Below are 23,622 nucleotides of genomic sequence, written 5' to 3' on the forward strand. Positions count from 1 at the left end.
ATGAATAAATATATCACTTTGTAAAGATTTATTATAGTTTCAATTAAACTTAATTCAAAGATATTTTTTTCTCCAATAATCTTGTTATAATATGATTATAAAAAATATTAGAAATCTATTTGAATTTCTATTTAGGAGGGTTTTATTATGAGTAAAAAAGTTGAAGAATTAAAAGAAGAAATAAGAAATAAAGCTGAAGAAGATCTTAAGGTCGTAAATGAAAATAGCAAAGTTTATAAAGAAGATCAAAAAGAAGCTAATGTTCTTGGAAAGAAAATAACTCAAGAATTAGATAGAGAAGCAAAAGAAGAAGCTTCTATGGAAAAAGAATTTGCAAAAGAACTAGAATCAGATATGAAAGCTAGAAAATAATTAAGTGCTTTGCATAATGTTTTTAAAAGAAACTTTGAAAGTATTATAGAAAGTATAAGAACTATTAGATTACCACTAATAGTTCTTTTTTATATATTTATATTATAGTTCTATATTTTTTATAATTATCTTTGTACCAGTTTGGAATAATATTTTTAAAATTATTGAAGTCTTTAAAAGCATTAATACATCGTAATTTCATTCCATTAATTTCATCTTCTCCAAATGCTTCAGCCCAATTTATTGCAGTAAGTGAAGAGTGCGCAACATAAACAGATAATATGTCCCAAAACTTAAGTGGAGGATCATTATTAAAATATCCATCAATTTGACCTATTGCAAATGGAATACTTACTTCAATATCAAAGAATTGAATTTTATAAAACTCTTCATAGCCATCTCCACATTTCCATCTATTAAAGTCAATTACACCTATATTATTATTAGGAGTAAGAATTAAATTACCAACATGAAAGTCGCCATGAGTATATACGGGAGGTAAGGAATTTAATTTCTTTATATTTTTCTTAATGAAGTGTAATACTTCTTGATCATTATCAATACGAACAGAACTATTTTCATATTTAATTAGTTTTTTTACTTTTTGTTCTTGTCTATTTTCTACAGGCATATCAGATTTTCTTATAGGTATAGAGTGTATTTCTTTTAGAATATTTCCAGCTTCTAAGCCAAGTCTATATTGTGCCTTTTCAGAAAGTTTTGGAAGAGCAGTTATTAAGGATTCCCCTTCAACCCAAGTTAAGAGCATATAAATATTTTGTTTACTATTACATATCCCAAAAGAAATTACTTTTGACATTTCAAAAGATAAAGAATTGTATTTTTTTATTATTTCAAACTCTTTCTTTTTAGGATTTAGCACACTAATATCTGAAAGTCTAAGGAGTAATTTATTTTTATTACAATCTTCTATGTAATATTTTATATCTGTTGACCAACCTTTATCTATTTTTTTGATAAGAGTCCAATATTTATAATCTGGAATATCCATTAATTCTTTATACACTTTAAATCACCACCTAATAAAGATTTATATTATAGAATAATTATACAATAGTTAATTATGGAATGTTATTAAGTACATTAAATTAAGTATTATGGGAGATACATATGAGATTTATTACAATATAAAATTTAATAAATTATTAATAAAATGTCTAAAATAGGTATATTTTGTTAAACAATATACTTATTTTATTATATTTAATTTTCAGAATATAAGTTTTTTAAACAAAATGTTATTTTAAGGTGTATATTAAAGGGATTAAATTAAATAAATTCCAGTAAAAATATGGTATAATCTCCTAGAAAAAATGAGGAGGGAATAGAATGAACATAAAGCCATTTTTATTGAAAAAGAAAAAAACAATTATATCTTGTATTGCTTGTTTCTTAATTGGAACAGCCATGTCAACTTCAACTAATGCTTCAGATGAAGAAATTAGTACTTTTAAAGCTAGACATTCAGAAATTGTAGAACAAGTTTCTCAAAAGGATTCTTTATTAGAATCTAAGAGAGAAGAACTTGCTAAACTACAAAGTACAACGTCTGAGTTAGAAAATAAAAAAGATGAAATAGAAAAAGCAGAGCAAGAGAAGTTGGCTAAAGAGCAAGAAGAGCAAGAAAATGCTGAGAGATTAGCAAAAGAAAAGGCAGAGAAAGAAGAAGAAAAGCTAGCTAAAGAAAAACAAATAGCTAAAGATAATGAAGCTAAAAATAATCAGCCTTCTAATAAAAAGCCATCAAATGGTAGTGGGAATAAGAATAATAATTCAGTAACTAAGCCTATTGGAGCTATGGTATGGAAGACTGCAACGGGAAAAAAATATCATAGAACAAATAATTGCGGAAATACAAATTCATCAAATGCATCTCAAATATCACAGTCAGATGCAGAAGCTAAAGGGCTTGGACCTTGTTCAAAATGTTATTAATGGGGGATTAATTTAAATGAAGAAATCATTAAATTTTATAAAAGGTAATATAATAGTTATAGTTATTTCAGGAATTTTCTTATTTATGGGAATTGGTGCTGGAGCATCAGAAAATAATTCAATTAAATTAGAATTAGAGAATGAATATACAAGCAAAGAAGCTATGCTTAAAGAAAAGGAAACAGAAATATCTTCTATAGATAATAAAATAGAAGATATAAATAATAAATTAGAAGATTTACAAGTATATATAGAAAGTAATAAATAAATTTTTATACAATACTAAATAATTAAAACATATAAAAGCATCAGAAATGATGCTTTATTTTTATGGAATTTAATAAGAATAAGTTAATTAATAATATGGGAATACATCTAAGATATAGATTATAGATAAAGTAAAATGGTAAAATAAACATATAAATAAAAATAGGGGTAGATAAATGGAAATCAAATTACCATACGATAATAATTTAAGAATAAATAAGTTAGAAAAGTTACTAGATGAAAAAGTAACGGTAGCATCATATAAATTATTCTGGTTTGATGCAATATTAAAAGAAATAAGAGTAGGAAATAAAGAGATAACATTCAAAAGATTAGCTTGTAGAATGATAGCTACAGCTTGGTATCCATTAGTTGAATTTAAGCTAAGTTTTGGAGTACATGATAATTTAGGAGAAGTGATAAATAAGATAAAGAATAGATATGAGATAAATAAAAATCCCAAAGAAGAAGATTTAATTGAGTTTTTAGAGAATAAAACTGATAAAGAAGTAGAAAAAGATATATTAAACCTATGTAATATGGTTCCATATAGACTATTATCACCTTTTTATGAAAACCAATTAAAAGGCTTAGATAAAAGTCAGAAAAATAGAAAAATTATTAATTTATCGAATGAAGATCAAGGTTCGCTTTATAAAATAGATATAACAGATCCAAGTGAAAAAAGGATAATAGTAAATGATTTATGGGATAAATATATAGAAAGTAATGAAAGAATAATTTATGGATGGATAAGGTACAAGCTGATATTTTTCTTGCAAAAAAGAAATCCAAATGTTCCGGCTATAGCATTTAAATTAGAAGCCCCAATGCATAGAAATCTTAAAGCATCAACTGATTACTGGAAGTTTGTAAATAAAGAGATAGGGGTAAAAGATATATATACTGGTCAAATAATGAATAAAGAGAATTATGAAAAATATGGTGTAATGAGTATAGATCATTTTATTCCTTGGAGCTTTGTATTACATGATGAACTTTGGAATTTAATACCTACATTTAAAAATATAAATAGTAAGAAAAGTGACAATTTACCTGATTTAGATAGATATTTTAATGATTTTTGTGAACTTCAATTTAAGTCTTTTGATTTTATGAGGAAGAATGAAAAGGGAAGAAAAATACTTGAAGATTATAATAATATAAATTTAGATATAAGCTTTAATAAAGATACTAGATTATATGAACCAATTAAAAAAGAAATTTTTATAAGTTCTATAGAGCAAACAATTAAGCCTTTATACCAAATTGCTTATAATCAAGGATTTAATATATGGGAAAATAATTTTATTAATCATAAAAATATTGAGGTGGTAGAAAATATTGAAAGAATATAACAAATTAGTAAGAGATAATATACCAAAGATAGTAGAAGAGTCGGGCAAGAAATGTAATATAAAAATAGTGATTGGCAAGGAAAAAGAAGAATACCTAGAAAAGAAATTAAATGAAGAAGTAAATGAATATTTAGAAGATAAGAATTTAGAGGAACTTGCAGATATTATGGAAGTATTATTTGCACTTGCAGACAATTTAGGATACTCAGATGAAGAACTTCTAAATAAAAGAGAAGAAAAGAAATCACTTAGAGGTAGCTTTAAAAAAGGAATAATACTTAAAAAAGTAATAGAGTAATAGATTTTATAATCTATTACTCTATTTATTAAATAAAATTGTTAAATTAATAACTTATAAAAAATAAAGTGATTTTTATAAGAAATATCTAAAATGTATAAGAAAATTTAGAAAAATATTATTATATATAAAGTTTCATAAAACAAATAAAAATTTCAGAATAATTGGTTTATTAAAAATAAAAAATACTTCCATTATACATGATATAATTTCCTTATATAAACAAGGGGGGATAAAATTGAATATAAAGTCATTTATATCAAGCAAGAAGAAAATATTAATTTCTTGTATAGCATGCTTTTTAATTGGAGGGGGAATTGCTTTTGCAGGCAATGTTCCAGATCAAGAAATAAGCGATATGCAAGCAAAGAACACAGAAATAGCAGCTCAAATATCACAAAAGAATGTATCATTAGAGTCTGATAAAAAAGATTTAGATAAACTAAAAAATAATCTTTCAGAATATCAAACTAAAAAAGATGATATAGACAAGGCTAAAGAAGAAAAGCTTGCAAAAGAACAAGAAGAAAAAGAAAAGAAAGAGCAAGCAGAAGCAGAGGCTGCAAAGAAAAAGCAAGAGGCAGAAGCAGCTAAAAGTGTAGCGCCTTCTTCAAATAGTAGGAGTGCTGACAACACTAAATCCTCAGATAACAAACAAGTTGGAACTATGGTTTGGAGAACAAAAACAGGTAAAAAATATCATAGCACAAGTCATTGTGGTAACACGCATTCAGCGCAGGCTACTGAAATAACATTAAGTGAAGCACAGGCAGAAGGTTTAACACCTTGTTCAAAATGTTATTAATGGAGGTATATTAGATGAATAAAATTTTTAAATTTATAAAATATAATAAAGGTACAATTATATTAGGAGTAATATTTTTTATATTAGGATGTACAGCTTTTACTTCAAAGAATAATAAGACAAAAGAAGAATTAGAAAAGACATACATAAGTCAAGAAGAGACTTTAAAAGCAAAAAGTGAAGAATTAAATTCTATAGATGATAATATAAAATCTACAAATGCACAAATAGAGGATATAAAAAAATACATAGATGAAAATAGTAAATAGTAGTAAATAATAATGAAATCTTACATAATATAAAATTAAATAAAACAGATATAAAAGGAGTTGCAACAATTGCACTCCTTTTAATTTTATAATGATTTCATAATAAGTATAGATTATATCTTACCGAATATTTACATTGACTATTAATATAGTTTACATTAGACTATATTTGCGAACGCAAAGATTTGTTTTTTGCCAATAAAATTGCGAGCGCAAATATATTGAGTTATATGATAAATAACTTAAATTTGTACAAAATAAAAAAAGGGAGGATTACAAATGACAAAAGATAATAGTAAATCAGAACAAAAGTATAATATTTGGCTTATGTTAATTGCAACTTGTTTATTTACATTTATGTCTACATTAGATGGAAGTATTGTAAATATAGCAATGCCGGTAATGTCACAAGATTTATCAATTAACATGAATCAGGCTGAATGGATAGTTTCTTTATATATAGTTGTAATATGTATGCTTTTAATATTTTTCGGAAGAATAAGTGATACAAAAGGAAAAATTAAAGTTTTCCAGATAGGGACAGTTATATTTGTAATAGGATCACTTCTATGTGGTATAAGTACTAGTTTAACTTTTCTTTTAGTATCAAGAGCAGTTCAAGCTATTGGAGCTAGTATGACTATGGCAACAAACTTTGGAATTATAACTGAGTATTTTCCAAGAGAAATGAGAGGGAAAGGACTTGGAATTCTTGGAAGCTTTGTATCTTTAGGTAGTATTGCGGGGCCGGGAATAGGTGGATTTATAATCGAAAGTTATTCATGGCATTATATATTTCTAATAAATATCCCAATAGGAATAGTAGCTATAATTTTAGGATACTTTGTATTTCCTAAAGAAGATAAAGATAAAGTTAAGATAAAGATAGATTATAAAGGGTTTATTTTATTTGATATTAGTATAGTTTCATTATTTGTAGCGATATTTATGGGTCAACAAACAGGATTTATGACTCCTACAGTAATAACTTTATTTATAATATTTATAATTTCATTAATTGTATTCATAAGAATTGAGAATAGGATTGATGAACCATTAATAGATATGAAAATATTTGAAAATTTTGAATTTTCAATGGGGTTATTCTGCGCACTTTTAATATTTTCAGCAATCTTATTCTTTAATGTTTTAATGCCATTTTATCTTCAAAAGACTTTAGGATATTCATCTATTGTATCAGGATTTATATTAATGTCTGTTCCAATTGCAATGATGATTGTTGCACCTATAAGTGGAAGTTTATCAGATAGAATGGGATCGGAGATATTAACATTTATAGGATTAGTATTAGTTACAATAACTCAATTTTTATATATGTTTATAGATCAAAGTACATCAGTTATTTATTTAGTTGCAGTTACAACTATGAATGGAGTTGGTGTTGCATTATTCCAATCACCAAATAATTCAATAATAATGTCCTCTGTGAAACCTAATAAGTTAGGGATAGCTGGAAGTTTAAATTCTCTTGCAAGAAACTTAGGGATGATTATTGGTATATCATTATCAACTACAATTCTTTATCTTGGAATGAGCCATAAGGCAGGTTATAAAATAATAACTTATATAGATAATCAGCCGATGTTATTTGTCTATGGAATGCATATAGCTTTTGCAGTTTCATTTGCATTATGTCTTATTGCATGTGTAGTTTCTGCATACAGATTATTCAAAAAATAGTAGATTTTATTGTGAGTTTATCTTATCATTAAAGTTAGGTTGAATCTAATTATGGAGGCACAAATGATGGATGATTTACTTAAATGGATTTCAATTACTGATAGACATAATAAAATATATCTAGATAAGAAGTTAAAAGATATAGGGTTAAATAGTAGCCAGCACTTTTATATACTAAAAATTTATGAAAATCCTGGAATAACACAGGATAAATTAATAGATATAATTCATTTAAATCCTAGTAATATTACAAGAGCTTTATGTCAGTTAGAAAAGCTTGGATTTATAGAAAAGGTAGCAAAGAAAGATGATAAAAGAACATATAATCTTTATCCTACAGACAAAGCTTTAGAAGTCTATCCAAAGATCAATAAGATAATAAATGATTGGAAAAACTTTTTATTAAGTAATTTTTCTAAAGAAGAAAAAGAATGTTTATTAAAGTTAACTAAAAAGATTTGTATTAATTCATTAGAAGCTACTAAGTTATAGATAATAAAGAAGCATCATTTTTTTATGAGGCTTCTTTATTTTATATATAGAATTACTTAAATGAAATAATTAATTAGGAAGTGCTTTTATATAAAGGAAATCTTTTTAATTTCAATAATATTAGTAGGTGGATAAAGCTTTAGATTTTAATAAACTTTAAACTATAAATTAAATAGTAAATAATTTATTGACTTAAAGTGTACTCTAAGGACTATACTAAGTTTGATTGAAGGTAATCTAAGTAAAGATTAATAGATTACCTATGACTTAAGGAGGAAATTTTATATGATGAATTTTGATTTTTATAATCCAACAAGAATAGTTTTTGGAAAAGATCGTTTAGGAGAATTAGATAATTTAATACCAAAGGATGATAAAGTTCTTGTGCTCTATGGTGGTGGAAGTGTTAAAAAGTTTGGTACTCTAGAAAAAGTATTAAAGGGACTTGGAAATAGAGAAGTAGTCGAATTTGGAGGCATAGAAGCTAATCCAAGATTTGAAACATTAATGAAGGCTGTAGATGTAGTTAAGAAGGAAAATATAGATTTCTTGTTAGCTGTTGGTGGTGGTTCTGTAATGGATGGAACAAAATTTGTTTCATTAGCATCACAATATGATGGAGAAGATGCTATAGATCTTTTAAGAGATAGAATGGCGGCTTTTGGTTTAACTAAGGCATTGCCACTTGGAACAGTAGTGACACTTCCAGCTACAGGGTCAGAGATGAACTGTGGTGGAGTTGTTACTTCAAGTATAGGTAAGAGAGGATTTAGAAATCAATTAGTATTCCCTAAATTTTCATTCTTAGATCCAACTTTAACATTTTCACTTCCAAAGACTCAAGTAGCTAATGGGGTGGTTGATACATTTATTCATGTTCTAGAGCAGTATGCAACATATCCAGCAAATGGAATGTTTCAAGATAGAACTGCTGAAGGAATACTTCAAACATTAGTTGAAATAGGAAAGAAAACTATAGATAATCCAACAGATTATGATTTAAGAGCAAATCTTGTATGGTGTGCAACTATGGGATTAAATGGGTTATTAAGGGCAGGAGTACCAGAAGACTGGGCAACTCATATGATAGGTCATGAACTTACAGCAATGTTTGGTATAGACCATGGTAAGACATTAGCTATAATATTACCATCACTTTGGAATATTATGAGGGATAAAAAGAAAGATAAATTAATTCAGTATGGAGAGAGAGTTTGGAATATAACTTCTGGAACTGAGGAAGAGAGAATAGATCTTGCAATAGCTAAGACTAGAGAATTCTTCGAAAGCTTAGGTATAAAAACTAGACTATCAGATTACGGTGTTGATGCAAGTAAAGTTGATGATTTACTTAAAGCCTTAGAAGAACATAATATGACGGCTATAGGAGAGAATGGACAAATAACACTAGAGATTAGTCGTAAGATATTAGAAGGCGCACTATAATATTTTACAAATTAAATTAATAAAAAGCTTTGCCTATATAGTTAGGTAAAGCTTTTTTGTTACTTTAATTAATAAAAGATGTTATTTTAGATATAAAAACAGTAGATGTATATTTCTTTAGGGTGAAATATAAAATTTAAAACAATTATAATAAAAAGTTAAATTTTATAATAAAAAATATAATAAAAAATTACAATAAAATAATTGGTATCTTGTTCCAAAAATGATAAAATAAATATATATTTATTTATATAATGTTTACTAATTACTAAAGAAAAATATTATGGGGGAAAAGAAATGAAAAAAAGTTTGAGGATTTATTTAGTATTGGCATTATTCCTAGGAGCCTCGATTGCCTTAATTGGATGTGGTTTCTATGGAGGAAAGGTTATTAGTGTAGAGGATGTTAATAAGGCATCAGGAATGAAATTATTTATAGAAGATTATAACAAAGACTATAATGAATTTAAAAAAGACAAGGGAAATATTTTAAATAATGAAATAGAAAAAAATCCAACCTTAAAAATAACATACGAAGGTATAACAGAAGATGCTAGATTAATTATGTACTCTCAAAAGAAAAGTAATGTAAAGATAATTAAAGAAGAAAGTGATGATATTATTAGAGGAAAAGGACTACCCGTATATAAAGTATCTCCAGAAGAAGAACTAAAATTAAATTTTAGTGAAGGAGGACAAAAATACATAGGTTTTTGTGTTCTAGATGGAGATAAGGGGGTAGATCTAGATGAGAGAATGTTTGCAACTAAAGATGATGGTATTGATTATATAAGAGTACCAGAAAGAAAAGGAAATTATATTATGTATATATTTAGTGGATGGGAAGATGCATACACAATATATGGAATTAAATTGGAAGTGCAATAATTTAAAACGAAAAGAGATATCTCTTAGATTAGTAAAATCAAGAGACATCTCTTTTTTAATTAAATTTAAAAAGGAAAATTAGAATAAAAATATCTATATAATATATGTCAAAAGTGCATAATATATTCTAAAATAAGCTAATAAATAAGTAATTGTAATAATAACAATAAATTATTTGTATAACACTTTATACAATGTTAAAAAACTAATCATACTAGTTACATTCTAATTTTCTATAATAAACTATAGAAAAGCTTAGGAGATGATTATAATGAAAGTTATTGTACATGTAAATGAAAAAGATAAATGGAATATGGCTGTAGGTAATATTAAAAATATTTTAAAAGATGATCCTACCTTAACTGTTGAGATGCTAGTCCATGGCAACCCAATAGTTAATTTAAGAGAGGCAGATGCAAAGAAGTTAGGGGTTTATAATGAAATTAGTGAATTAGCTTCTAAGGGAGTTGTATTTGCAGCTTGTAACAATACATTAACTAAAATGGAAATAAAAAAAGAAGAACTTTGTGATTTTGTTGAAATAGTTCCAGCTGGTGTTATGGAACTTATAAAAAAGCAAAATGAAGGGTATGCTTATGTAAAGCCTTAATAAAGGTAAGAAGGTAGATTAAATGGAAATAGTATATTTTCTTTTAGCAGTAATAGCAACTACAATAGGTGCAGCAGCTGGAATAGGTGGAGGAATTGTAATAAAACCAGTTTTAGATAGTATTAGTTCATATTCTCTTCCAACAGTAAACTTACTATCCTCAGCAACTATATTTGCAATGGCAGTGGTATCTATAGGGAAGCAGATTGCTAAGAAGGATAAAATAGATGTAAAAAGAACAATGATTATAGCAGGTGGTTCAATTATAGGAGGAGTTATTGGACAAAATATACTTAAGATATTAGTTTCAATAAATAAGCATTCTGAGTCAGTTTCAATACTTCAAAGCACACTTATTATAGTATTGTTACTTAGTGTTTTTTTCTATATGAGAATAAAAGATAGAATAAAAAAACGTGATTTAAATAGTAGTTTAATAATTGCTATAATTGGAATTATTCTAGGTGCTATTTCAGCTTTTTTAGGCATTGGTGGAGGACCTATAAATGTTGCAATATTTGCTACGTTATTTTCTATGGATACTAAAGAAGCTGCAAGAAACTCGATTATAGTTATATTATTTTCACAGGGGGCTAAAATACTATCAATAGCAGTAACTACAGGATTTTCAAGTTATAATTTGAAAGTATTACCAGTAATGGTTATAGGGGGAATACTTGGAGGGTTCTTAGGATATAAGCTTAATAAGAGTTTGTCTGAAAAAAATATAATGAGAATATTTAATGCTACAATAATACTTATTGTATTTATAAGTAGTTACTCCATTTATAGAGTAATATAATAGAAATATTTAAAAAATTAAAATTATCATTAAAGGAATTACTTAAATATATATATAATAATAATATAATATGATAATATAATCTTTGAAAAATAGATAATAAAATGTATTGTTACATTTATATGTCACCATTATAGCGTATTATATAATTGTACGGTAATTCCTTTTAATCATGGTACATAAAACGAAGTTTTCTCAAAGTATAGGGTGTAATTAAGCTAATAACTACTGCTATCATGATAGGAAGTTGGGAATTATTTTGACCGATGAGATTTTGCTAGGGGGCGGAATCTCATTTTTTTTGCTTTATAATTAGAACATTTTTAAAGATACAGAGGAGAGTGATTATGGGCAAGGTAAATAATGCTTTAAATATGTTGATGCTTCTAAAAACTAGAAATAAAATGACTAGGCGTGAAATTGCAGAAGAATTAGAAGTTGATATTAGACAAATCAGCAGGTATAAAGAAGATTTGTGTATGGCTGGAATTTTAATAGAAGAAGAGCGTGGAAGATATGGAGGTTATAGCATAAAAGGTAAAACTGCATGGATTAATGCAGATTTAACTGAAGATGAAGTAAAAGCTATAGAACTTGTAATGAATTACTTACAGGCAGGAACATTTCCTTTAAAGACAGACTTTAATTCTGGAATAACTAAAATCCTATCAAATTATAAAGTAGATGATAATAGTTTTTGGAATTCCAATGCTACAGCTCAATTTAAAAGAATAAATAGAAATACAGATGAGTTGAAGCAAAAGTGGATTACTATAAATGAGAGTATAATTAATTTAAATAAGCTTAAGATAGATTACTCAAATCTTAAGGATGAAAATATGATAAGAACTGTATGGCCCTATGCTGTTTATATTTATCAAGGCGCAAACTATATGCTTGCCCATTGTGAATATAGAAATAAAATAAGAAATTTTAAACTTGTAAGAATAAGAAAGATAGAAGTTTTAGATGAAACCTTTGATAAAGGGAATTTTGATGTTAAGGCCTATCTTAACAGTAGACTTGGCATACATAATAGTAGAGAAAAATTTTTAGTTAAACTTAAAATATTCTACCCATATGCAAAATGTTTTAAGGAACATAAATGGGTTATAGAAGAAAAGATTGAAGATCATTATAATGAAGGATATTTGCTTTATAGTGGAAATATAGAGGGAAAAACTGATATTGTAAATTGGATAATGGAGATGGGAAGTAATGTTGAAGTTTTAGAACCTAAAGAAATTAGGGATGAAATTATAAAGGAATGCAAAAAGATAATGGGATTATATAAAGTATAATCCCATTATTTTTTATATTATTAGTATGTAATATTTAATAATCATAAATTAATAATCGAATTATAAAGCCCATTAAATGAATTCATAATTATATATAATTGGGTTACAGAAGAGTCTGTGAAAACATTCAAAAACGTATAAATATATAAATCTAAAAATACAAGAAAATAATGTAAAAATTACTTGTAAATGTTAAATTGTATAATATAAAAATATAATCAAAAAGGAATCTAAATACAATATTGATATGAAAATATTAACATTAAATACACCTTCTAAACTATCATTAAACAAATGGTTAAATATACTAAAAAGCTATTTTATTATACAAAAAAAGTAGTATCATAATATCTATAGAGGGCCTCTATAAAAAGTACAAAAGATAATATTAAGTATACAAAAGATGAGAGTTTATGAGTAAAAACTATGATAACAGAAGATGAGAGTTTATGAGTAGCAAGAGATTCAAAGAAAATTTTAGATATATATGATTAGTATTATAAATGCAAAAGATAAGTATAGAAATACAAAAGATAAGTGTTTAAAGTACAAAGGATAAATATCTAAGATACAAAAGATAAGTATATTAAAATACTAATTTAATATATAAAGTAGAAGATGAGTTTAAGTAGATTTTATAGCTATGAAATATAACTAAAAACCCTAAACGATCTTGTTTTTAAGTTTCGAAAAAGATAAAGACATTTTATGAGAACCCAAGGAGGAATTAGTTATGAAAAGATTTATGTGTACAGTATGCGGATATGTATTTGAAGGAGAAGAAGCTCCAGAAAAATGCCCAGTATGTGGAGCTCCAAGAGAAAAGTTTGTAGAACAAAAAGGTGAAATGGCTTGGGCTGATGAGCATAGAGTAGGAGTAGCTAAAGGTGTTGATGAAAGAATTTTAGAAGGATTAAGAGCAAACTTTGCAGGAGAATGTACAGAAGTTGGTATGTATCTTGCAATGGCTAGACAAGCTGATAGAGAAGGATATCCAGAAGTTGCAGAAATGTATAAGAGAGCTGCTTTTGAAGAAGCAGACCATGCTTCAAGATTTGCAGAACTTCTAGGAGAAGTATTAGAAGCTGATACTAAGAAAAATTTACAAATGAGAGTGGATGCAGAATACGGCGCTTGTCAAGGTAAGAAAGAATTAGCAACACTTGCTAAACAATTAAACTTAGATGCAATTCATGATACAGTTCATGAAATGTGTAAAGATGAAGCAAGACATGGTAAAGCTTTCAAGGGATTACTTGAAAGATACTTTGCATAGAAATAGCGTTCACACTACCCTTTAAAATATATAGATTCAAATAAGGCTTAGGAAAAGAATATTTCCTAAGCCTTATTTGTATTTATGGATAGTTAATATATTTTCTAGATATGTTAAATAAGGTCCGTCATGATTAATGAAGTTTAAATATATACAAGATCTAAATAGTACATAGAGATGAAGATTAAATATAGAATTTAATAAGGATTGAAATATATAAAATCCAATGTATTAAATAAAAATAATAAGAAATTAAGGGCATTAATGTAAGAGAGAGTATATAATAATAAAGTCTAAACAAAAATTAAAATATGAAAGGAAGAATTAATATGAGTTGTCTTGGAAATATAATATGGATTATATTTGGAGGATTATTTAATGCTTTAGGATGGTTATTCTTAGGGGTAGTATGGTGCATAACTATAATTGGAATACCAGTTGGACTTCAATGCTTTAAGATGGCAAAACTTCAATTTGCACCATTTGGAAAAGAAATTGTAACAGTAAATGATGGTGGAACAAGTCTAATACTTAATATAGTATGGATTATATTTGGTGGACTTGCTATGTGTATTTCAAATTTAATTAGTGCAGCACTTCTTTGTATTACTATTATAGGAATACCATTTGCAGTTCAAAGTATTAAGATTGCAAAGCTTTCACTTATGCCATTTGGTAAAGATGTAGTTTAATATAATTAAAAGATGGAAAGTATTTTTGTCGAATGGTATTAGTAGTAATTTGAAAGAGTTCAAGTTATAATAAAAATGTGGAAAATATTTCATTATGTTAAAAGAAATTTAACCACTTTATTTAATTCCTCTATAAATATTATAGAAAAATTTAAAACAAGCCTTTACAAGTAATAATTATTATTATATAATAATAAATGTAAACAGGCGATAGATAAAAATTATTAAATAACACAGGATATAAATTATACATAAACTTTAAGATACAAAAGATTTTTAAAGAACAAAAGATGTATAAGATAAATTAATTAATCTAGAATTTAACCCTTCGAACCTATGATAAAAAACTAAGGAACAAAAGATGGTTATAATGTCTGTATTTAATTTAAACTAAGATATCAATAAAAATTATATAAATAAAAATGTGTGTTTTATATATGAAATAGGAGGAATTAATTATGAAGAAATTTGTGTGTCAAGTATGTGGATATGTTTATGAAGGTGAAACTGCACCAGAAAAGTGCCCAGTATGTGGAGTAGGTGCTGATAAATTTATGGAACAAGTTGGAGAAATGGCTTGGGCTGACGAGCATAGAATCGGAGCTGGAAAAGACGTAGATCCAAGAGTCGTAGAAGGATTACAAGCAAACTTTATGGGAGAATGTACAGAAGTTGGAATGTATCTTGCAATGTCAAGACAAGCTGATAGAGAAGGATTCCCAGAAGTAGCTGAAGCATATAAGAGAATTGCTTTTGAAGAAGCAGAACATGCTGCAAAATTTGCAGAACTTTTAGGAGAAGTTGTTGATGCTGATACAAAGACAAACTTACAAAAGAGAGTAGATGCAGAATTTGGAGCTTGCCAAGGAAAGAAAGATTTAGCAACTTTAGCTAAACAATTAAACTTAGATGCAATCCATGATACAGTACATGAAATGTGTAAAGATGAAGCTAGACATGGTAGAGCATTCAAGGGATTATTAGACAGATATTTTGCATAATATAAAAAGTTATAAACTTGCATTAAAAGGCTTAGAGAAATTTCTCTAAGCCTTTTTAAATTATTATAAAATTAATTTAAAGTATATTAATTTAAATGCATTTACATATATAAGAGAGTAGGTTTATTAATATGAAAATATAAGAAAGTACATGAATTTATAAATTATATGTAGTTTACATATAATTAAAGTAGAGGATTTATGTTAAATTTTATGGAATCATTATTATTTTAATCACATAGAGAGTTAAGATATCATATAATTAAGATAATTTATATATTAATATAAGTAAATTAATATATAAATATAAAATAATAACATAGGATGAAAGGGGTAACTTATGACTTTATTTATGATAGGAATTATAATTTTTATTATATTTCTACTGAGCTTTCTACAAAATCCAAGTAGGCTTATTAATGGATTTATACTTCTTAATGCAATAATGTTTATGCTAATTGATTTAATATTATCTTTAGAGAGCATTAATCAAAGTTTAGCTATAGGGGTATTCTTAACAATATTTATTTTAGGAATATTAATCTTCTTTGGAGTAATAATATTTTTGATTGTAAATGGAATTACCATGATGAAAAGAGAAGGTAGAAGTTTAAGTAATATGCTATCTTTTATAGTAGGGGTAGGAACATTAATAATTATAGTATTTGTAATAGTATCTCCATTTTTACCATTTGACTTTGGTATAAGGGAAATCATATATGGGTTCATATTTTGGCTATTTTTAGCAACGATAACATTTTTCTTATTACTTTTAGATTTTTTAGTATCAGCATTAGTTTATAGGGTAAGATTTTATAGAATGAATAAAGACTTTATAATAGTACTTGGTGCAGGACTTATAAGAGGTAGAGAGGTATCTAAACTTTTAGGAAGCAGGTTAGATAAAGCATATGATTTTTATTTAAAGCAAAAAAATAAAAAAGGAAAAGATTCAAAGATTATTGTTTCAGGAGGAAAAGGTTCAGATGAGCAAATTTCAGAAGCTGAGGCTATGAAAGACTATTTAGTCTCTAAAGGATGTGCAAGTAAAGATGTAATTTTAGAGGATAAAGCTAGAACTACGTATGAAAATATGGTGCTATCTAAAAAGATAATGGATAAAATGAAGAAGAAATATAAAAGTGTATTTGTTACAAATGAGTATCATGTATTTAGAGCCGGTATATTAGCTAAAAAAGCAGGACTTAAGAATGTAGGTTTAGGATCTAAGACAGCTTTTTACTTTGTACCTAGTGCATTCATAAGAGAATTTATTGGAGTACTTTCACTTAGAAGATGGTGGTATGTATTCTTAATGGTTATACTAGCATTATTTATTGTAGCAGTATTTGTAGCATTACATTTTATTGCAGAATTAGGATATATAATTTAAAAATATACTAAAAGGAGTAGATTATAAAATAATCTGCTCCTTTTAAATTTTATTATAAGGATTAAATAAAAAATAAAGGAGTATATTTAACTAAAAGTATCATAATGAAGATTCAAATTTTTAATACAATAAAAAACTATACTAAAAGTTATATTGTTTTAATAAAATTACTTTTTGGCAATTGGAAAATATAGTATAATAGTGAATGCAATATATTTACAATTATAATGAGCTTTAAATTAAGAAAGATTGTGCTCTGGAAATTAAGGGGGAGGCTATGATAGTCTGTAAAAAATGTGGTAGAGCTAATGAAGATTCATGTATAATCTGCAAAGATTGTGGGAATACATTAACAAAAAGTGATATTTATGAATACAACAGAAGTATAGAAAAAATAAAATTAGATAGAGCTAATAAAAGTAAAAAGAAAAAGACTACAAAATTAGCTTTAAGTGTAACATATCTCATAGTTATATTAGGGTTACTTGTATTAAATATAATCTCTAACAAAGAGAGTTTTACTTTAATTGTAACTACAATGATTATGATATTATCTGGATATATCTGTATAACTAAGCCAGAGTTAATTTTTATATTTACACATCTATTTAGTGTTAAAGATATAAATGAAGATGCCATGTCAGATATGTATGAAACATTAACTATAGTTTTTGGATATCTAATATATACCTATGCTGTAATAGATCTAATATTAAATTATATAGAAGTAGCTTAGGAAGAGGAGAATATTAAATTTTATGAAAAGAAAATTTAAGAAAAATATTATAACAATTATTATAGTAAGTTTAGTTATAACAATAATAACTTTAGGGAGTATTATTTATAATTACATTAAAGAAAATAATATTTATTCGAATATTATAGAGGCAAATTGGGGTGTTGAGTTATCAAAAAATTATGATGAATTGTATGCAAAAGATAGTGGTGAGAGTTTTTTGGGAGATGGACAAAGGTACCATGTATTTAAATTTAAAGACCCAGAAGGCTTAAATATAGATAAGAGATTAAGTCTGAAAAATAATAAAGATGAAATTCTAGAAGAAAATATTGAAGAAATACTTAAAAAATTAAGTGTTACAAAAGAAAATTATCCAGATTTCAATAAATCATACAGTTATTATTTAAAAACAGATGAAGACTCATCAAAATTATATATGGTAAATTTTAAAGATAGCAATACTTTATATGTTATAGAGGATATATATTAATAAGAGATATAAGCTTATAGAAAATTTAGGAGCTAGGAAAGGTAAGAAAGGGGAGAATTTATGAAAATAAAAAACAAGGTTATAACAGTGATAGCTATAATTGTAACTTGTGTAATTGTAGCATTTGCTGTGGGGCCACATGGGGGAAATGCTACGACGGTTATGTCTATAGGCTCTAATACTAAAAGTAGTATGAAGATGATATACAAAAGTTTTAATGGAGAACAGTATAAAACATTAAATCTAAAATCAGGACAAAAATTAGATGTTAATATTGATGTTACTACTAAAAGCGGAGAACTAAATGTACTTGTGTTAGATAAAGATAATAATGAAATATACAGTATTAAAAACCCAAGTGAAAAAATTTCTAAGAGCATAGATATAAAAGAAAGTGGTAAATATACCATAAAAGTAGCAGGAAAACATAGTGGAAGCTACAGAATAAATTGGGATATAAATTAAATTTAATATATTTAAATATAGGAGTTTGTATGAAGATATGAAAAACAAAGGAGCTTGTGTAAAGTGCAATTCTAACAATATTAAAATAATAAGTGCTGTACCAATAAAAATAACAACATTTAAATTAATTAAGCCTAAATATTACTTATGTAATGATTGTGGTTATATGGAAATGTGGCTTGATAATAATAAAGAAGAGATAGGATATATTTATAAAGATTAAAAATACCAGAATTAAGTTATAGTTCTGGTATTTTTATTATTAAGTAAAGTTTTAATAAATTTGTAATTGCAAACGGTTTGCATATATGATAAAAATATATATGAAGATGCAAATTGTTTGCATTTAGCATTTATCTCTAGGAGGAAAAGAATGAAAACTAAAGTAGATATAATTTCAGGTTTTTTAGGTGCAGGAAAAACTACATTTATTAATAAGCTATTAGAAAATGAAGAATATAAAAGGGATGTTGCACTTATAGAAAATGAATTTGGGGATATTGGAATTGATGGAGACCTCATAAGCAATCCAGATATTAATATTAAAGAAATTAATGCAGGATGTATATGTTGTAGCGTAGCTGATAATTTCCATAGTGGAATAATTACAATTATAGAAAAGTACAAGCCTAAAAGGATGATAATAGAGCCATCAGGAGTTGCCAAACTTTCAGAGATAGTTTCAATATGTAATAAAGATAATCTTAAAGATTTGTTAGAAATAAATTCGATAATAACAGTAGTAGATGGAACAAAGTTTAATTTATATCTAACAAATTTTAGTGAGTTTTATATAAATCAAATAAAAAATGCAAACTTTATATTTATAAGTAGGAAGGAGAATTTAGGTGATGATTTAGATAAAGTTATAAATCAAATAAAAGGCTTAAATAATAAGGTTAAGATAATAAATAATTTAGAAGAGTTAAATCTAGAAAAGGTAGATGAAGATATAAGAAAAAGGACTTTAAATAAAAATAGCCTAGATTTTAATAATGTATTCTTACATAACGAGATTACAAGTACAGTACTAAGTGCAAATAATAAAAAAAAGACTGTAATAGAAAAAGGAAGTTTTAAAATTGCAAATAAAGGTACTATAAATAGAACAAAAGCCGCATTTCAAAGTATAGGAATAAATACAGAGAAGATATTTTCAGAAGATGAGTTAAGATATGTAATAAAAAAAACAAAATACTTTGGAGACATACTTAGAGTAAAGGGATTTGTACAGCTTAATGAAAATGAATATTTCCAATTCAACTTTGTTCCAGATGAATTAGAAATAAATATAGTAAAGTATAAAGGCACAGGAAAAGTTAGTATTATAGGACAAAGATTAAATAAGAAAGGGCTAGAGAGCTTGTTCTCTTAAAATAATTATGTTTAAGGTGAAAGTAGAGATTGTAACAGGATTTTTATCTTCAGGTAAAACAACATTTATAAATTCTTTAATCAATAAGACATTAATTAAAAATGAAAAAATAGTAATCTTACTTTGTGAGCAAGGTAATAGAAGTATAGATAGTAGGATAAAGAATAAAGAAAATATAAAAGTGAAATACATAATGTTATATAAGGAAATAACAGAAGAATTATTATTTGACACATACAAATATGAAAAACCAGATAGAGTAATAATAGAGTTTAATGGTACTAAAGATTTAAAAGACCTATCTAATGTAATGAGTAAGAGATTAATAAAAAAGATATATAGAGTAAATACAATATATCACTTAACAGATTGCAGCACATTTAATGTATTTCTAAGTAATATGGGAAGCATCTTAATATCACCAATAAAATATAGCAATATAGTTATGCTAAACAATAAAGATAGAGTAGGTGATAAAGAAATTAATTTAATAAAATCAAAGCTTCTTAAAATAAACCCAACTTGTTATATTCTAGAAGTAAATAGTACAAGCTGTATAGAAAAAGTAGTTAAAGAGTCTAGCTTGTTTTATATAGATATATTTTATAAATTAAAATTAGCATTAGAAAAGTACAGGAGAAGAGACTATGATAGATAAATTTTTCTTGGTATTTATAAGTTTATTATTAGAATCAATTCCCTTTATATTAATCGGATCTATAATTTCTTCTTTGATACAGATGTTTATATCGGAAGAATTTATAAAAAAAATAATTCCTAAAAATATATTTTTGGCTCTTATTATAACTTCTTTTACAGGAATAATCTTTCCAGTATGTGAATGTGCAATAATACCAATAGGAAGAAGACTAATAAAAAAAGGAGTTCCATTACCTATTGCAGTTACATTTATGCTATCAGTTCCAATTGTAAATCCAATAGTTATTATGTCTACATATTATGCTTTTTCAAGTAATCATCTTATATTTTTTATGAGGATAGTGTTTGGAATAGTAAATTCTATTATTATAGGATATTTAATTCATATTAGTTACAAGAACAAGGATCTACCAATAAAGGAAGAGATAGATACAGATACTTATATATGTAATTGTGGATGTGAAAATTTAGATTTTGATAATTACTCAAAAATAAGAGTATTATTAAATCACACAAAATCAGAGTTTTTCAGTGTACTCAAATATTTAATTTTTGGAGCTTTTATATCAAGCTTATTTAAAGTAACAGTAAAAGGAGAAGTATTTACTTATTTTAGTAAAAACCTAATATTATCAGTTGTTATTATGATAATTCTAGCATTTATCCTTTCAGTATGTTCAGAAGCTGATGCTTTTATTGCAAGTACATTTGCTTTGAACTTTACATGGGGATCAGTAATTGCATTCTTAGTTTTAGGACCAATGCTTGATATAAAAAATATATTAATGCTTCTCGGGAATTTTAAAAAGGAATTTGTGATTAAGCTTTCAATATATATTATTTCAGTTACTTTCATATCTTCAGTTCTGTTTAATATATTAGGAGGTGCTTAAGGTATGAGGTTAAATAAACGTGAGCTTATTGATTTTATGATTATGTTCCTTATAACATCTATATTTTATTACTTAATAATTGCAGATAAAATAGAGGTGTTTTTAAATCCAAGGATGAATAAATACATAATTTTTGCTTTTATAATATTTCTAGCATTAGCTATAAATCAGTTTTTTAATGCTTTTACAATAAATACTTTTAGAGCTGTAAGAAGAGGTAATTTAATATTTTTTGTATTAATTTTTATATTCATTTATCCAATATACAAGAATAATTTAAGGGAAAAATTAATTGATGAAAAAGTAAATAAAGAGTTGATGTACGAAAAAGACAACTTTGATAAAATTTATAAAATAACTAAAAATAATAAATTCGATTTAAATAATAAATATGATGAAAATAAACTGGTTTTAAATAGTGATAATTACTCAAGATTATTTCAGCAACTTATGCAAAATCCTAGTAGTTATAAAGGTGAAAAAATACAAACTGAAGGATTTATATATAAACAGAAAAATTTTAAAAACAATGAGTTTGTTATAGCAAGGGAAGTAATGACTTGTTGTGTTGCTGATATACAAATAGCTGGACCAATGTGTCAATATGATAAGACAGTAGATCTAAAAGAAAATGATTGGTTTAGAATAGAAGGGGTAATAGATATTAAAGATAATATGCCTATAATAAAAGTAGAAAAATTAACTAGTGTTACTAAGCCAAAGAGTGAATATATATATCCAAATTAAAATATATAAATAGGGAATGTAGAAAAATTTATTTTATATAAATTTTTCTACACCCTCTAATATTTAGTAGTTTTATTTATAATAAAGTTTAATATATATTAAATCTTCTGACTATTTTCTATTTCATGTTCAGTTATTTGAGTTGCTTCTTCTTTAATATTATTTGGAATTTCTTTTTTTATTGACCTTATTCTTTGCTTAGTTTCCTTTTTTAGTTTTGCTTCCTCATCTTGAGATTCTTCAGCTTTAAATTCCTTTGTTTTTTCTGCTACAGTTTTTTTATATTCAGCCTTTTCTTGTTTATGCTCTTTTCTTTCTTCTTTGTGTTCTTCATGTTTTTCTTTTATTTTAGATACTTCATTCTCAAATTCTTCTTTTAATTTACCCATTTTAATTCACCTCTTGAAAAATTCTTAATAATTAGTTTTAGTAATAATTACTTTATATTTATTATAGCACCATTGATGTAATAAGAATTAATACTAGATTTTAAATATGTATGTATATTAGGTGCAAAAGAGTAAACAAATAATTACTAAATTAAGAAGATTTAATTCTTAATTATATAGTAAAGAATTAATTTTTTTATTAATATTAGTGTAAAAGTTAAAATTATATGATTATGTTTGATATTATAAAAATAAGAATATTTACCTATCAAAGAAATGGAGGAGAATAATTGTGGATATATATTTTAGTATATTTGCATTAATCTTAGTAGTATTATTACTAAGTATAATGTTATTTTTAAATCAGCTTATAGTAGAAGCTAAACGCATAAATAAGACGTTAAATAAAATTGTAGAAAAATTAAACATAGAGAGTGAAAATAAACAAGAAAATATATAAGGACAAATAATAAAAAATCCTATAGAAACAATTAATAAATTTATTTTAATTGTTTTTATAGGATTTTTTAGATGAAATTAAGTTATTAATTTCTAACTTTTATTTTAGCTCTAGCTTTATCTTGTTCTTTACCAAATTTTCTGTAGTTTCTAAAGTTTATTATAAAAGCAAATGCAGACATAACAAGTGGTACATTTAAACTTTCCATAAGATTATATTGCTTTTTATATCCAACGCACCAAGCAAGTAAAACTAATGTTACAATAAATACTCCAAAAGATAGTATTGTTAGAATAAGAGATTTTCTTGGCATAATAGTATTCCTCCTAGTCATAATTTAATGATTATATTATATCTTTTTTATACAAATTTATCTAATTAGGAAAACTTCATATATTGTAAAATCTTAATGGAGTATGAACTATATTAATAAGTATTTTATAAAATCCTATAAAAACAATTAAAATAAATTTATTA

The 23,622-nt window shown here is 25.6% G+C and carries 30 protein-coding genes; 27 read left to right on the plus strand and 3 right to left on the minus strand.

The window, feature by feature from the left end; genetic code table 11:
- Positions 1 to 147: 147 nt before the first annotated feature.
- Positions 148 to 372, plus strand: coding sequence for a hypothetical protein (locus tag JOC62_RS02145; RefSeq protein WP_204593507.1), 225 nt, complete (start codon positions 148 to 150; stop codon positions 370 to 372).
- Between the two features lie 97 nt (positions 373 to 469).
- Here JOC62_RS02145 and JOC62_RS02150 read toward each other — a convergent pair whose 3' ends face one another.
- A complete protein-coding gene (locus tag JOC62_RS02150; RefSeq protein WP_341534783.1) occupies positions 470 to 1,399 on the minus strand; it encodes an aminoglycoside phosphotransferase family protein in 930 nt (309 codons plus the stop codon).
- 323 nt (positions 1,400 to 1,722) lie between these two features.
- Here JOC62_RS02150 and JOC62_RS02155 point away from each other — a divergent pair, with 323 nt between their 5' ends.
- The 25 genes from JOC62_RS02155 (at position 1,723) to JOC62_RS02275 (ending at position 22,296) form a co-directional block, all read left to right on the plus strand.
- Positions 1,723 to 2,328 (plus strand): hypothetical protein, encoded by a 606-nt coding sequence (locus JOC62_RS02155; protein WP_204593508.1) that lies wholly within the window; start codon positions 1,723 to 1,725, stop codon positions 2,326 to 2,328.
- A gap of 16 nt (positions 2,329 to 2,344) precedes the next feature.
- Positions 2,345 to 2,596, plus strand: coding sequence for a hypothetical protein (locus JOC62_RS02160; protein WP_204593509.1), 252 nt, complete (start codon positions 2,345 to 2,347; stop codon positions 2,594 to 2,596).
- A gap of 175 nt (positions 2,597 to 2,771) precedes the next feature.
- Positions 2,772 to 3,953 carry an HNH endonuclease domain-containing protein gene (locus JOC62_RS02165; protein WP_243424984.1) on the plus strand — a complete coding sequence of 394 codons (1,182 nt, stop codon included), beginning with the start codon at positions 2,772 to 2,774 and terminating at the stop codon, positions 3,951 to 3,953.
- Positions 3,940 to 4,251, plus strand: a complete 312-nt coding sequence (locus JOC62_RS02170; protein WP_204593510.1) for a nucleoside triphosphate pyrophosphohydrolase — start codon at positions 3,940 to 3,942, stop codon at positions 4,249 to 4,251. The genes JOC62_RS02165 and JOC62_RS02170 overlap by 14 nt, the downstream gene beginning before the upstream one ends.
- A gap of 238 nt (positions 4,252 to 4,489) precedes the next feature.
- Positions 4,490 to 5,056 carry a hypothetical protein gene (locus tag JOC62_RS02175; protein WP_204593511.1) on the plus strand — a complete coding sequence of 189 codons (567 nt, stop codon included), beginning with the start codon at positions 4,490 to 4,492 and terminating at the stop codon, positions 5,054 to 5,056.
- A 14-nt stretch (positions 5,057 to 5,070) separates the two neighbouring features.
- A complete protein-coding gene (locus tag JOC62_RS02180) occupies positions 5,071 to 5,325 on the plus strand; it encodes a hypothetical protein (RefSeq protein WP_204593512.1) in 255 nt (84 codons plus the stop codon).
- Positions 5,326 to 5,604: 279 nt separating this feature from the next.
- The gene (locus tag JOC62_RS02185; RefSeq protein WP_204593513.1) at positions 5,605 to 7,026 is read left to right on the plus strand and encodes an MFS transporter; all 1,422 of its coding nucleotides are present in this window, start codon (positions 5,605 to 5,607) and stop codon (positions 7,024 to 7,026) included.
- A gap of 63 nt (positions 7,027 to 7,089) precedes the next feature.
- Positions 7,090 to 7,518, plus strand: a complete 429-nt coding sequence (locus tag JOC62_RS02190) for a MarR family winged helix-turn-helix transcriptional regulator (protein ID WP_243424985.1) — start codon at positions 7,090 to 7,092, stop codon at positions 7,516 to 7,518.
- Between the two features lie 285 nt (positions 7,519 to 7,803).
- A complete protein-coding gene (locus JOC62_RS02195; RefSeq protein ID WP_204593514.1) occupies positions 7,804 to 8,964 on the plus strand; it encodes an iron-containing alcohol dehydrogenase in 1,161 nt (386 codons plus the stop codon).
- A gap of 297 nt (positions 8,965 to 9,261) precedes the next feature.
- A complete protein-coding gene (locus JOC62_RS02200) occupies positions 9,262 to 9,852 on the plus strand; it encodes a hypothetical protein (RefSeq protein ID WP_204593515.1) in 591 nt (196 codons plus the stop codon).
- Between the two features lie 271 nt (positions 9,853 to 10,123).
- Positions 10,124 to 10,462 (plus strand): DsrE family protein, encoded by a 339-nt coding sequence (locus JOC62_RS02205; RefSeq protein ID WP_204593516.1) that lies wholly within the window; start codon positions 10,124 to 10,126, stop codon positions 10,460 to 10,462.
- Between the two features lie 22 nt (positions 10,463 to 10,484).
- Positions 10,485 to 11,264, plus strand: coding sequence for a sulfite exporter TauE/SafE family protein (locus tag JOC62_RS02210; RefSeq protein ID WP_204593517.1), 780 nt, complete (start codon positions 10,485 to 10,487; stop codon positions 11,262 to 11,264).
- A 347-nt stretch (positions 11,265 to 11,611) separates the two neighbouring features.
- A complete protein-coding gene (locus JOC62_RS02215; protein ID WP_204593518.1) occupies positions 11,612 to 12,565 on the plus strand; it encodes a helix-turn-helix transcriptional regulator in 954 nt (317 codons plus the stop codon).
- A 733-nt stretch (positions 12,566 to 13,298) separates the two neighbouring features.
- A complete protein-coding gene (locus JOC62_RS02220; RefSeq protein WP_204593519.1) occupies positions 13,299 to 13,841 on the plus strand; it encodes an NADH peroxidase in 543 nt (180 codons plus the stop codon).
- 329 nt (positions 13,842 to 14,170) lie between these two features.
- Complete coding sequence (locus JOC62_RS02225; RefSeq protein WP_204593520.1) at positions 14,171 to 14,533, plus strand: YccF domain-containing protein; 363 nt, start codon at positions 14,171 to 14,173, stop codon at positions 14,531 to 14,533.
- Between the two features lie 458 nt (positions 14,534 to 14,991).
- Positions 14,992 to 15,534, plus strand: coding sequence for a ferritin family protein (locus JOC62_RS02230; RefSeq protein ID WP_204593521.1), 543 nt, complete (start codon positions 14,992 to 14,994; stop codon positions 15,532 to 15,534).
- A gap of 340 nt (positions 15,535 to 15,874) precedes the next feature.
- On the plus strand, positions 15,875 to 16,927 hold the full coding sequence (locus JOC62_RS02235) for a YdcF family protein (RefSeq protein ID WP_204593522.1): 1,053 nt from the start codon (positions 15,875 to 15,877) through the stop codon (positions 16,925 to 16,927).
- A gap of 277 nt (positions 16,928 to 17,204) precedes the next feature.
- Positions 17,205 to 17,663 (plus strand): hypothetical protein, encoded by a 459-nt coding sequence (locus tag JOC62_RS02240; RefSeq protein WP_204593523.1) that lies wholly within the window; start codon positions 17,205 to 17,207, stop codon positions 17,661 to 17,663.
- 22 nt (positions 17,664 to 17,685) lie between these two features.
- Positions 17,686 to 18,156, plus strand: a complete 471-nt coding sequence (locus JOC62_RS02245) for a hypothetical protein (RefSeq protein ID WP_204593525.1) — start codon at positions 17,686 to 17,688, stop codon at positions 18,154 to 18,156.
- 60 nt (positions 18,157 to 18,216) lie between these two features.
- Positions 18,217 to 18,621: a hypothetical protein gene (locus JOC62_RS02250; RefSeq protein WP_204593526.1), complete on the plus strand. Its 405-nt coding sequence runs from the start codon at positions 18,217 to 18,219 to the stop codon at positions 18,619 to 18,621.
- 37 nt (positions 18,622 to 18,658) lie between these two features.
- The gene (locus JOC62_RS02255; protein WP_204593527.1) at positions 18,659 to 18,844 is read left to right on the plus strand and encodes a hypothetical protein; all 186 of its coding nucleotides are present in this window, start codon (positions 18,659 to 18,661) and stop codon (positions 18,842 to 18,844) included.
- Positions 18,845 to 18,994: 150 nt separating this feature from the next.
- Complete coding sequence (locus tag JOC62_RS02260) at positions 18,995 to 19,996, plus strand: CobW family GTP-binding protein (protein ID WP_204593529.1); 1,002 nt, start codon at positions 18,995 to 18,997, stop codon at positions 19,994 to 19,996.
- A gap of 16 nt (positions 19,997 to 20,012) precedes the next feature.
- A complete protein-coding gene (locus tag JOC62_RS02265; RefSeq protein ID WP_204593530.1) occupies positions 20,013 to 20,654 on the plus strand; it encodes a GTP-binding protein in 642 nt (213 codons plus the stop codon).
- Complete coding sequence (locus JOC62_RS02270; RefSeq protein ID WP_204593532.1) at positions 20,644 to 21,549, plus strand: permease; 906 nt, start codon at positions 20,644 to 20,646, stop codon at positions 21,547 to 21,549. Before JOC62_RS02265 ends, JOC62_RS02270 begins: the two co-directional genes overlap by 11 nt.
- Before the next feature lie 3 nt (positions 21,550 to 21,552).
- A complete protein-coding gene (locus JOC62_RS02275) occupies positions 21,553 to 22,296 on the plus strand; it encodes a TIGR03943 family putative permease subunit (RefSeq protein WP_204593533.1) in 744 nt (247 codons plus the stop codon).
- A 98-nt stretch (positions 22,297 to 22,394) separates the two neighbouring features.
- On the opposite strand, the gene JOC62_RS02280 is transcribed toward JOC62_RS02275, so the two are convergent.
- Complete coding sequence (locus JOC62_RS02280) at positions 22,395 to 22,685, minus strand: hypothetical protein (protein ID WP_204593534.1); 291 nt, start codon at positions 22,683 to 22,685, stop codon at positions 22,395 to 22,397.
- A gap of 292 nt (positions 22,686 to 22,977) precedes the next feature.
- On the opposite strand from JOC62_RS02280, the gene JOC62_RS02285 reads away from it, so the two are divergent.
- Positions 22,978 to 23,145 (plus strand): hypothetical protein, encoded by a 168-nt coding sequence (locus JOC62_RS02285; protein ID WP_204593535.1) that lies wholly within the window; start codon positions 22,978 to 22,980, stop codon positions 23,143 to 23,145.
- Between the two features lie 85 nt (positions 23,146 to 23,230).
- Here JOC62_RS02285 and JOC62_RS02290 read toward each other — a convergent pair whose 3' ends face one another.
- Positions 23,231 to 23,458, minus strand: coding sequence for a hypothetical protein (locus JOC62_RS02290; protein ID WP_204593536.1), 228 nt, complete (start codon positions 23,456 to 23,458; stop codon positions 23,231 to 23,233).
- Positions 23,459 to 23,622 lie beyond the last annotated feature (164 nt).

The organism is Clostridium sardiniense (assembly GCF_016907995.1).
Taxonomy (GTDB): Bacteria; Bacillota; Clostridia; order Clostridiales; family Clostridiaceae; genus Clostridium; species Clostridium sardiniense.

Bases quoted from the DNA above. Each gene is read 5' to 3' on its own strand.
- JOC62_RS02145 (WP_204593507.1), top strand. From the start codon at position 148: ATGAGTAAAAAAGTTGAAGAATTAAAAGAAGAAATAAGAAATAAAGCT.
- JOC62_RS02155 (WP_204593508.1), top strand. From the start codon at position 1,723: ATGAACATAAAGCCATTTTTATTGAAAAAGAAAAAAACAATTATATCT.
- JOC62_RS02160 (WP_204593509.1), top strand. From the start codon at position 2,345: ATGAAGAAATCATTAAATTTTATAAAAGGTAATATAATAGTTATAGTT.
- JOC62_RS02165 (WP_243424984.1), top strand. From the start codon at position 2,772: ATGGAAATCAAATTACCATACGATAATAATTTAAGAATAAATAAGTTA.
- JOC62_RS02180 (WP_204593512.1), top strand. From the start codon at position 5,071: ATGAATAAAATTTTTAAATTTATAAAATATAATAAAGGTACAATTATA.
- JOC62_RS02185 (WP_204593513.1), top strand. From the start codon at position 5,605: ATGACAAAAGATAATAGTAAATCAGAACAAAAGTATAATATTTGGCTT.
- JOC62_RS02190 (WP_243424985.1), top strand. From the start codon at position 7,090: ATGATGGATGATTTACTTAAATGGATTTCAATTACTGATAGACATAAT.
- JOC62_RS02195 (WP_204593514.1), top strand. From the start codon at position 7,804: ATGATGAATTTTGATTTTTATAATCCAACAAGAATAGTTTTTGGAAAA.
- JOC62_RS02200 (WP_204593515.1), top strand. From the start codon at position 9,262: ATGAAAAAAAGTTTGAGGATTTATTTAGTATTGGCATTATTCCTAGGA.
- JOC62_RS02205 (WP_204593516.1), top strand. From the start codon at position 10,124: ATGAAAGTTATTGTACATGTAAATGAAAAAGATAAATGGAATATGGCT.
- JOC62_RS02210 (WP_204593517.1), top strand. From the start codon at position 10,485: ATGGAAATAGTATATTTTCTTTTAGCAGTAATAGCAACTACAATAGGT.
- JOC62_RS02215 (WP_204593518.1), top strand. From the start codon at position 11,612: ATGGGCAAGGTAAATAATGCTTTAAATATGTTGATGCTTCTAAAAACT.
- JOC62_RS02220 (WP_204593519.1), top strand. From the start codon at position 13,299: ATGAAAAGATTTATGTGTACAGTATGCGGATATGTATTTGAAGGAGAA.
- JOC62_RS02225 (WP_204593520.1), top strand. From the start codon at position 14,171: ATGAGTTGTCTTGGAAATATAATATGGATTATATTTGGAGGATTATTT.
- JOC62_RS02230 (WP_204593521.1), top strand. From the start codon at position 14,992: ATGAAGAAATTTGTGTGTCAAGTATGTGGATATGTTTATGAAGGTGAA.
- JOC62_RS02235 (WP_204593522.1), top strand. From the start codon at position 15,875: ATGACTTTATTTATGATAGGAATTATAATTTTTATTATATTTCTACTG.
- JOC62_RS02240 (WP_204593523.1), top strand. From the start codon at position 17,205: ATGATAGTCTGTAAAAAATGTGGTAGAGCTAATGAAGATTCATGTATA.
- JOC62_RS02245 (WP_204593525.1), top strand. From the start codon at position 17,686: ATGAAAAGAAAATTTAAGAAAAATATTATAACAATTATTATAGTAAGT.
- JOC62_RS02250 (WP_204593526.1), top strand. From the start codon at position 18,217: ATGAAAATAAAAAACAAGGTTATAACAGTGATAGCTATAATTGTAACT.
- JOC62_RS02255 (WP_204593527.1), top strand. From the start codon at position 18,659: ATGAAAAACAAAGGAGCTTGTGTAAAGTGCAATTCTAACAATATTAAA.
- JOC62_RS02260 (WP_204593529.1), top strand. From the start codon at position 18,995: ATGAAAACTAAAGTAGATATAATTTCAGGTTTTTTAGGTGCAGGAAAA.
- JOC62_RS02270 (WP_204593532.1), top strand. From the start codon at position 20,644: ATGATAGATAAATTTTTCTTGGTATTTATAAGTTTATTATTAGAATCA.
- JOC62_RS02275 (WP_204593533.1), top strand. From the start codon at position 21,553: ATGAGGTTAAATAAACGTGAGCTTATTGATTTTATGATTATGTTCCTT.
- JOC62_RS02280 (WP_204593534.1), bottom strand. From the start codon at position 22,685: ATGGGTAAATTAAAAGAAGAATTTGAGAATGAAGTATCTAAAATAAAA.
- JOC62_RS02290 (WP_204593536.1), bottom strand. From the start codon at position 23,458: ATGCCAAGAAAATCTCTTATTCTAACAATACTATCTTTTGGAGTATTT.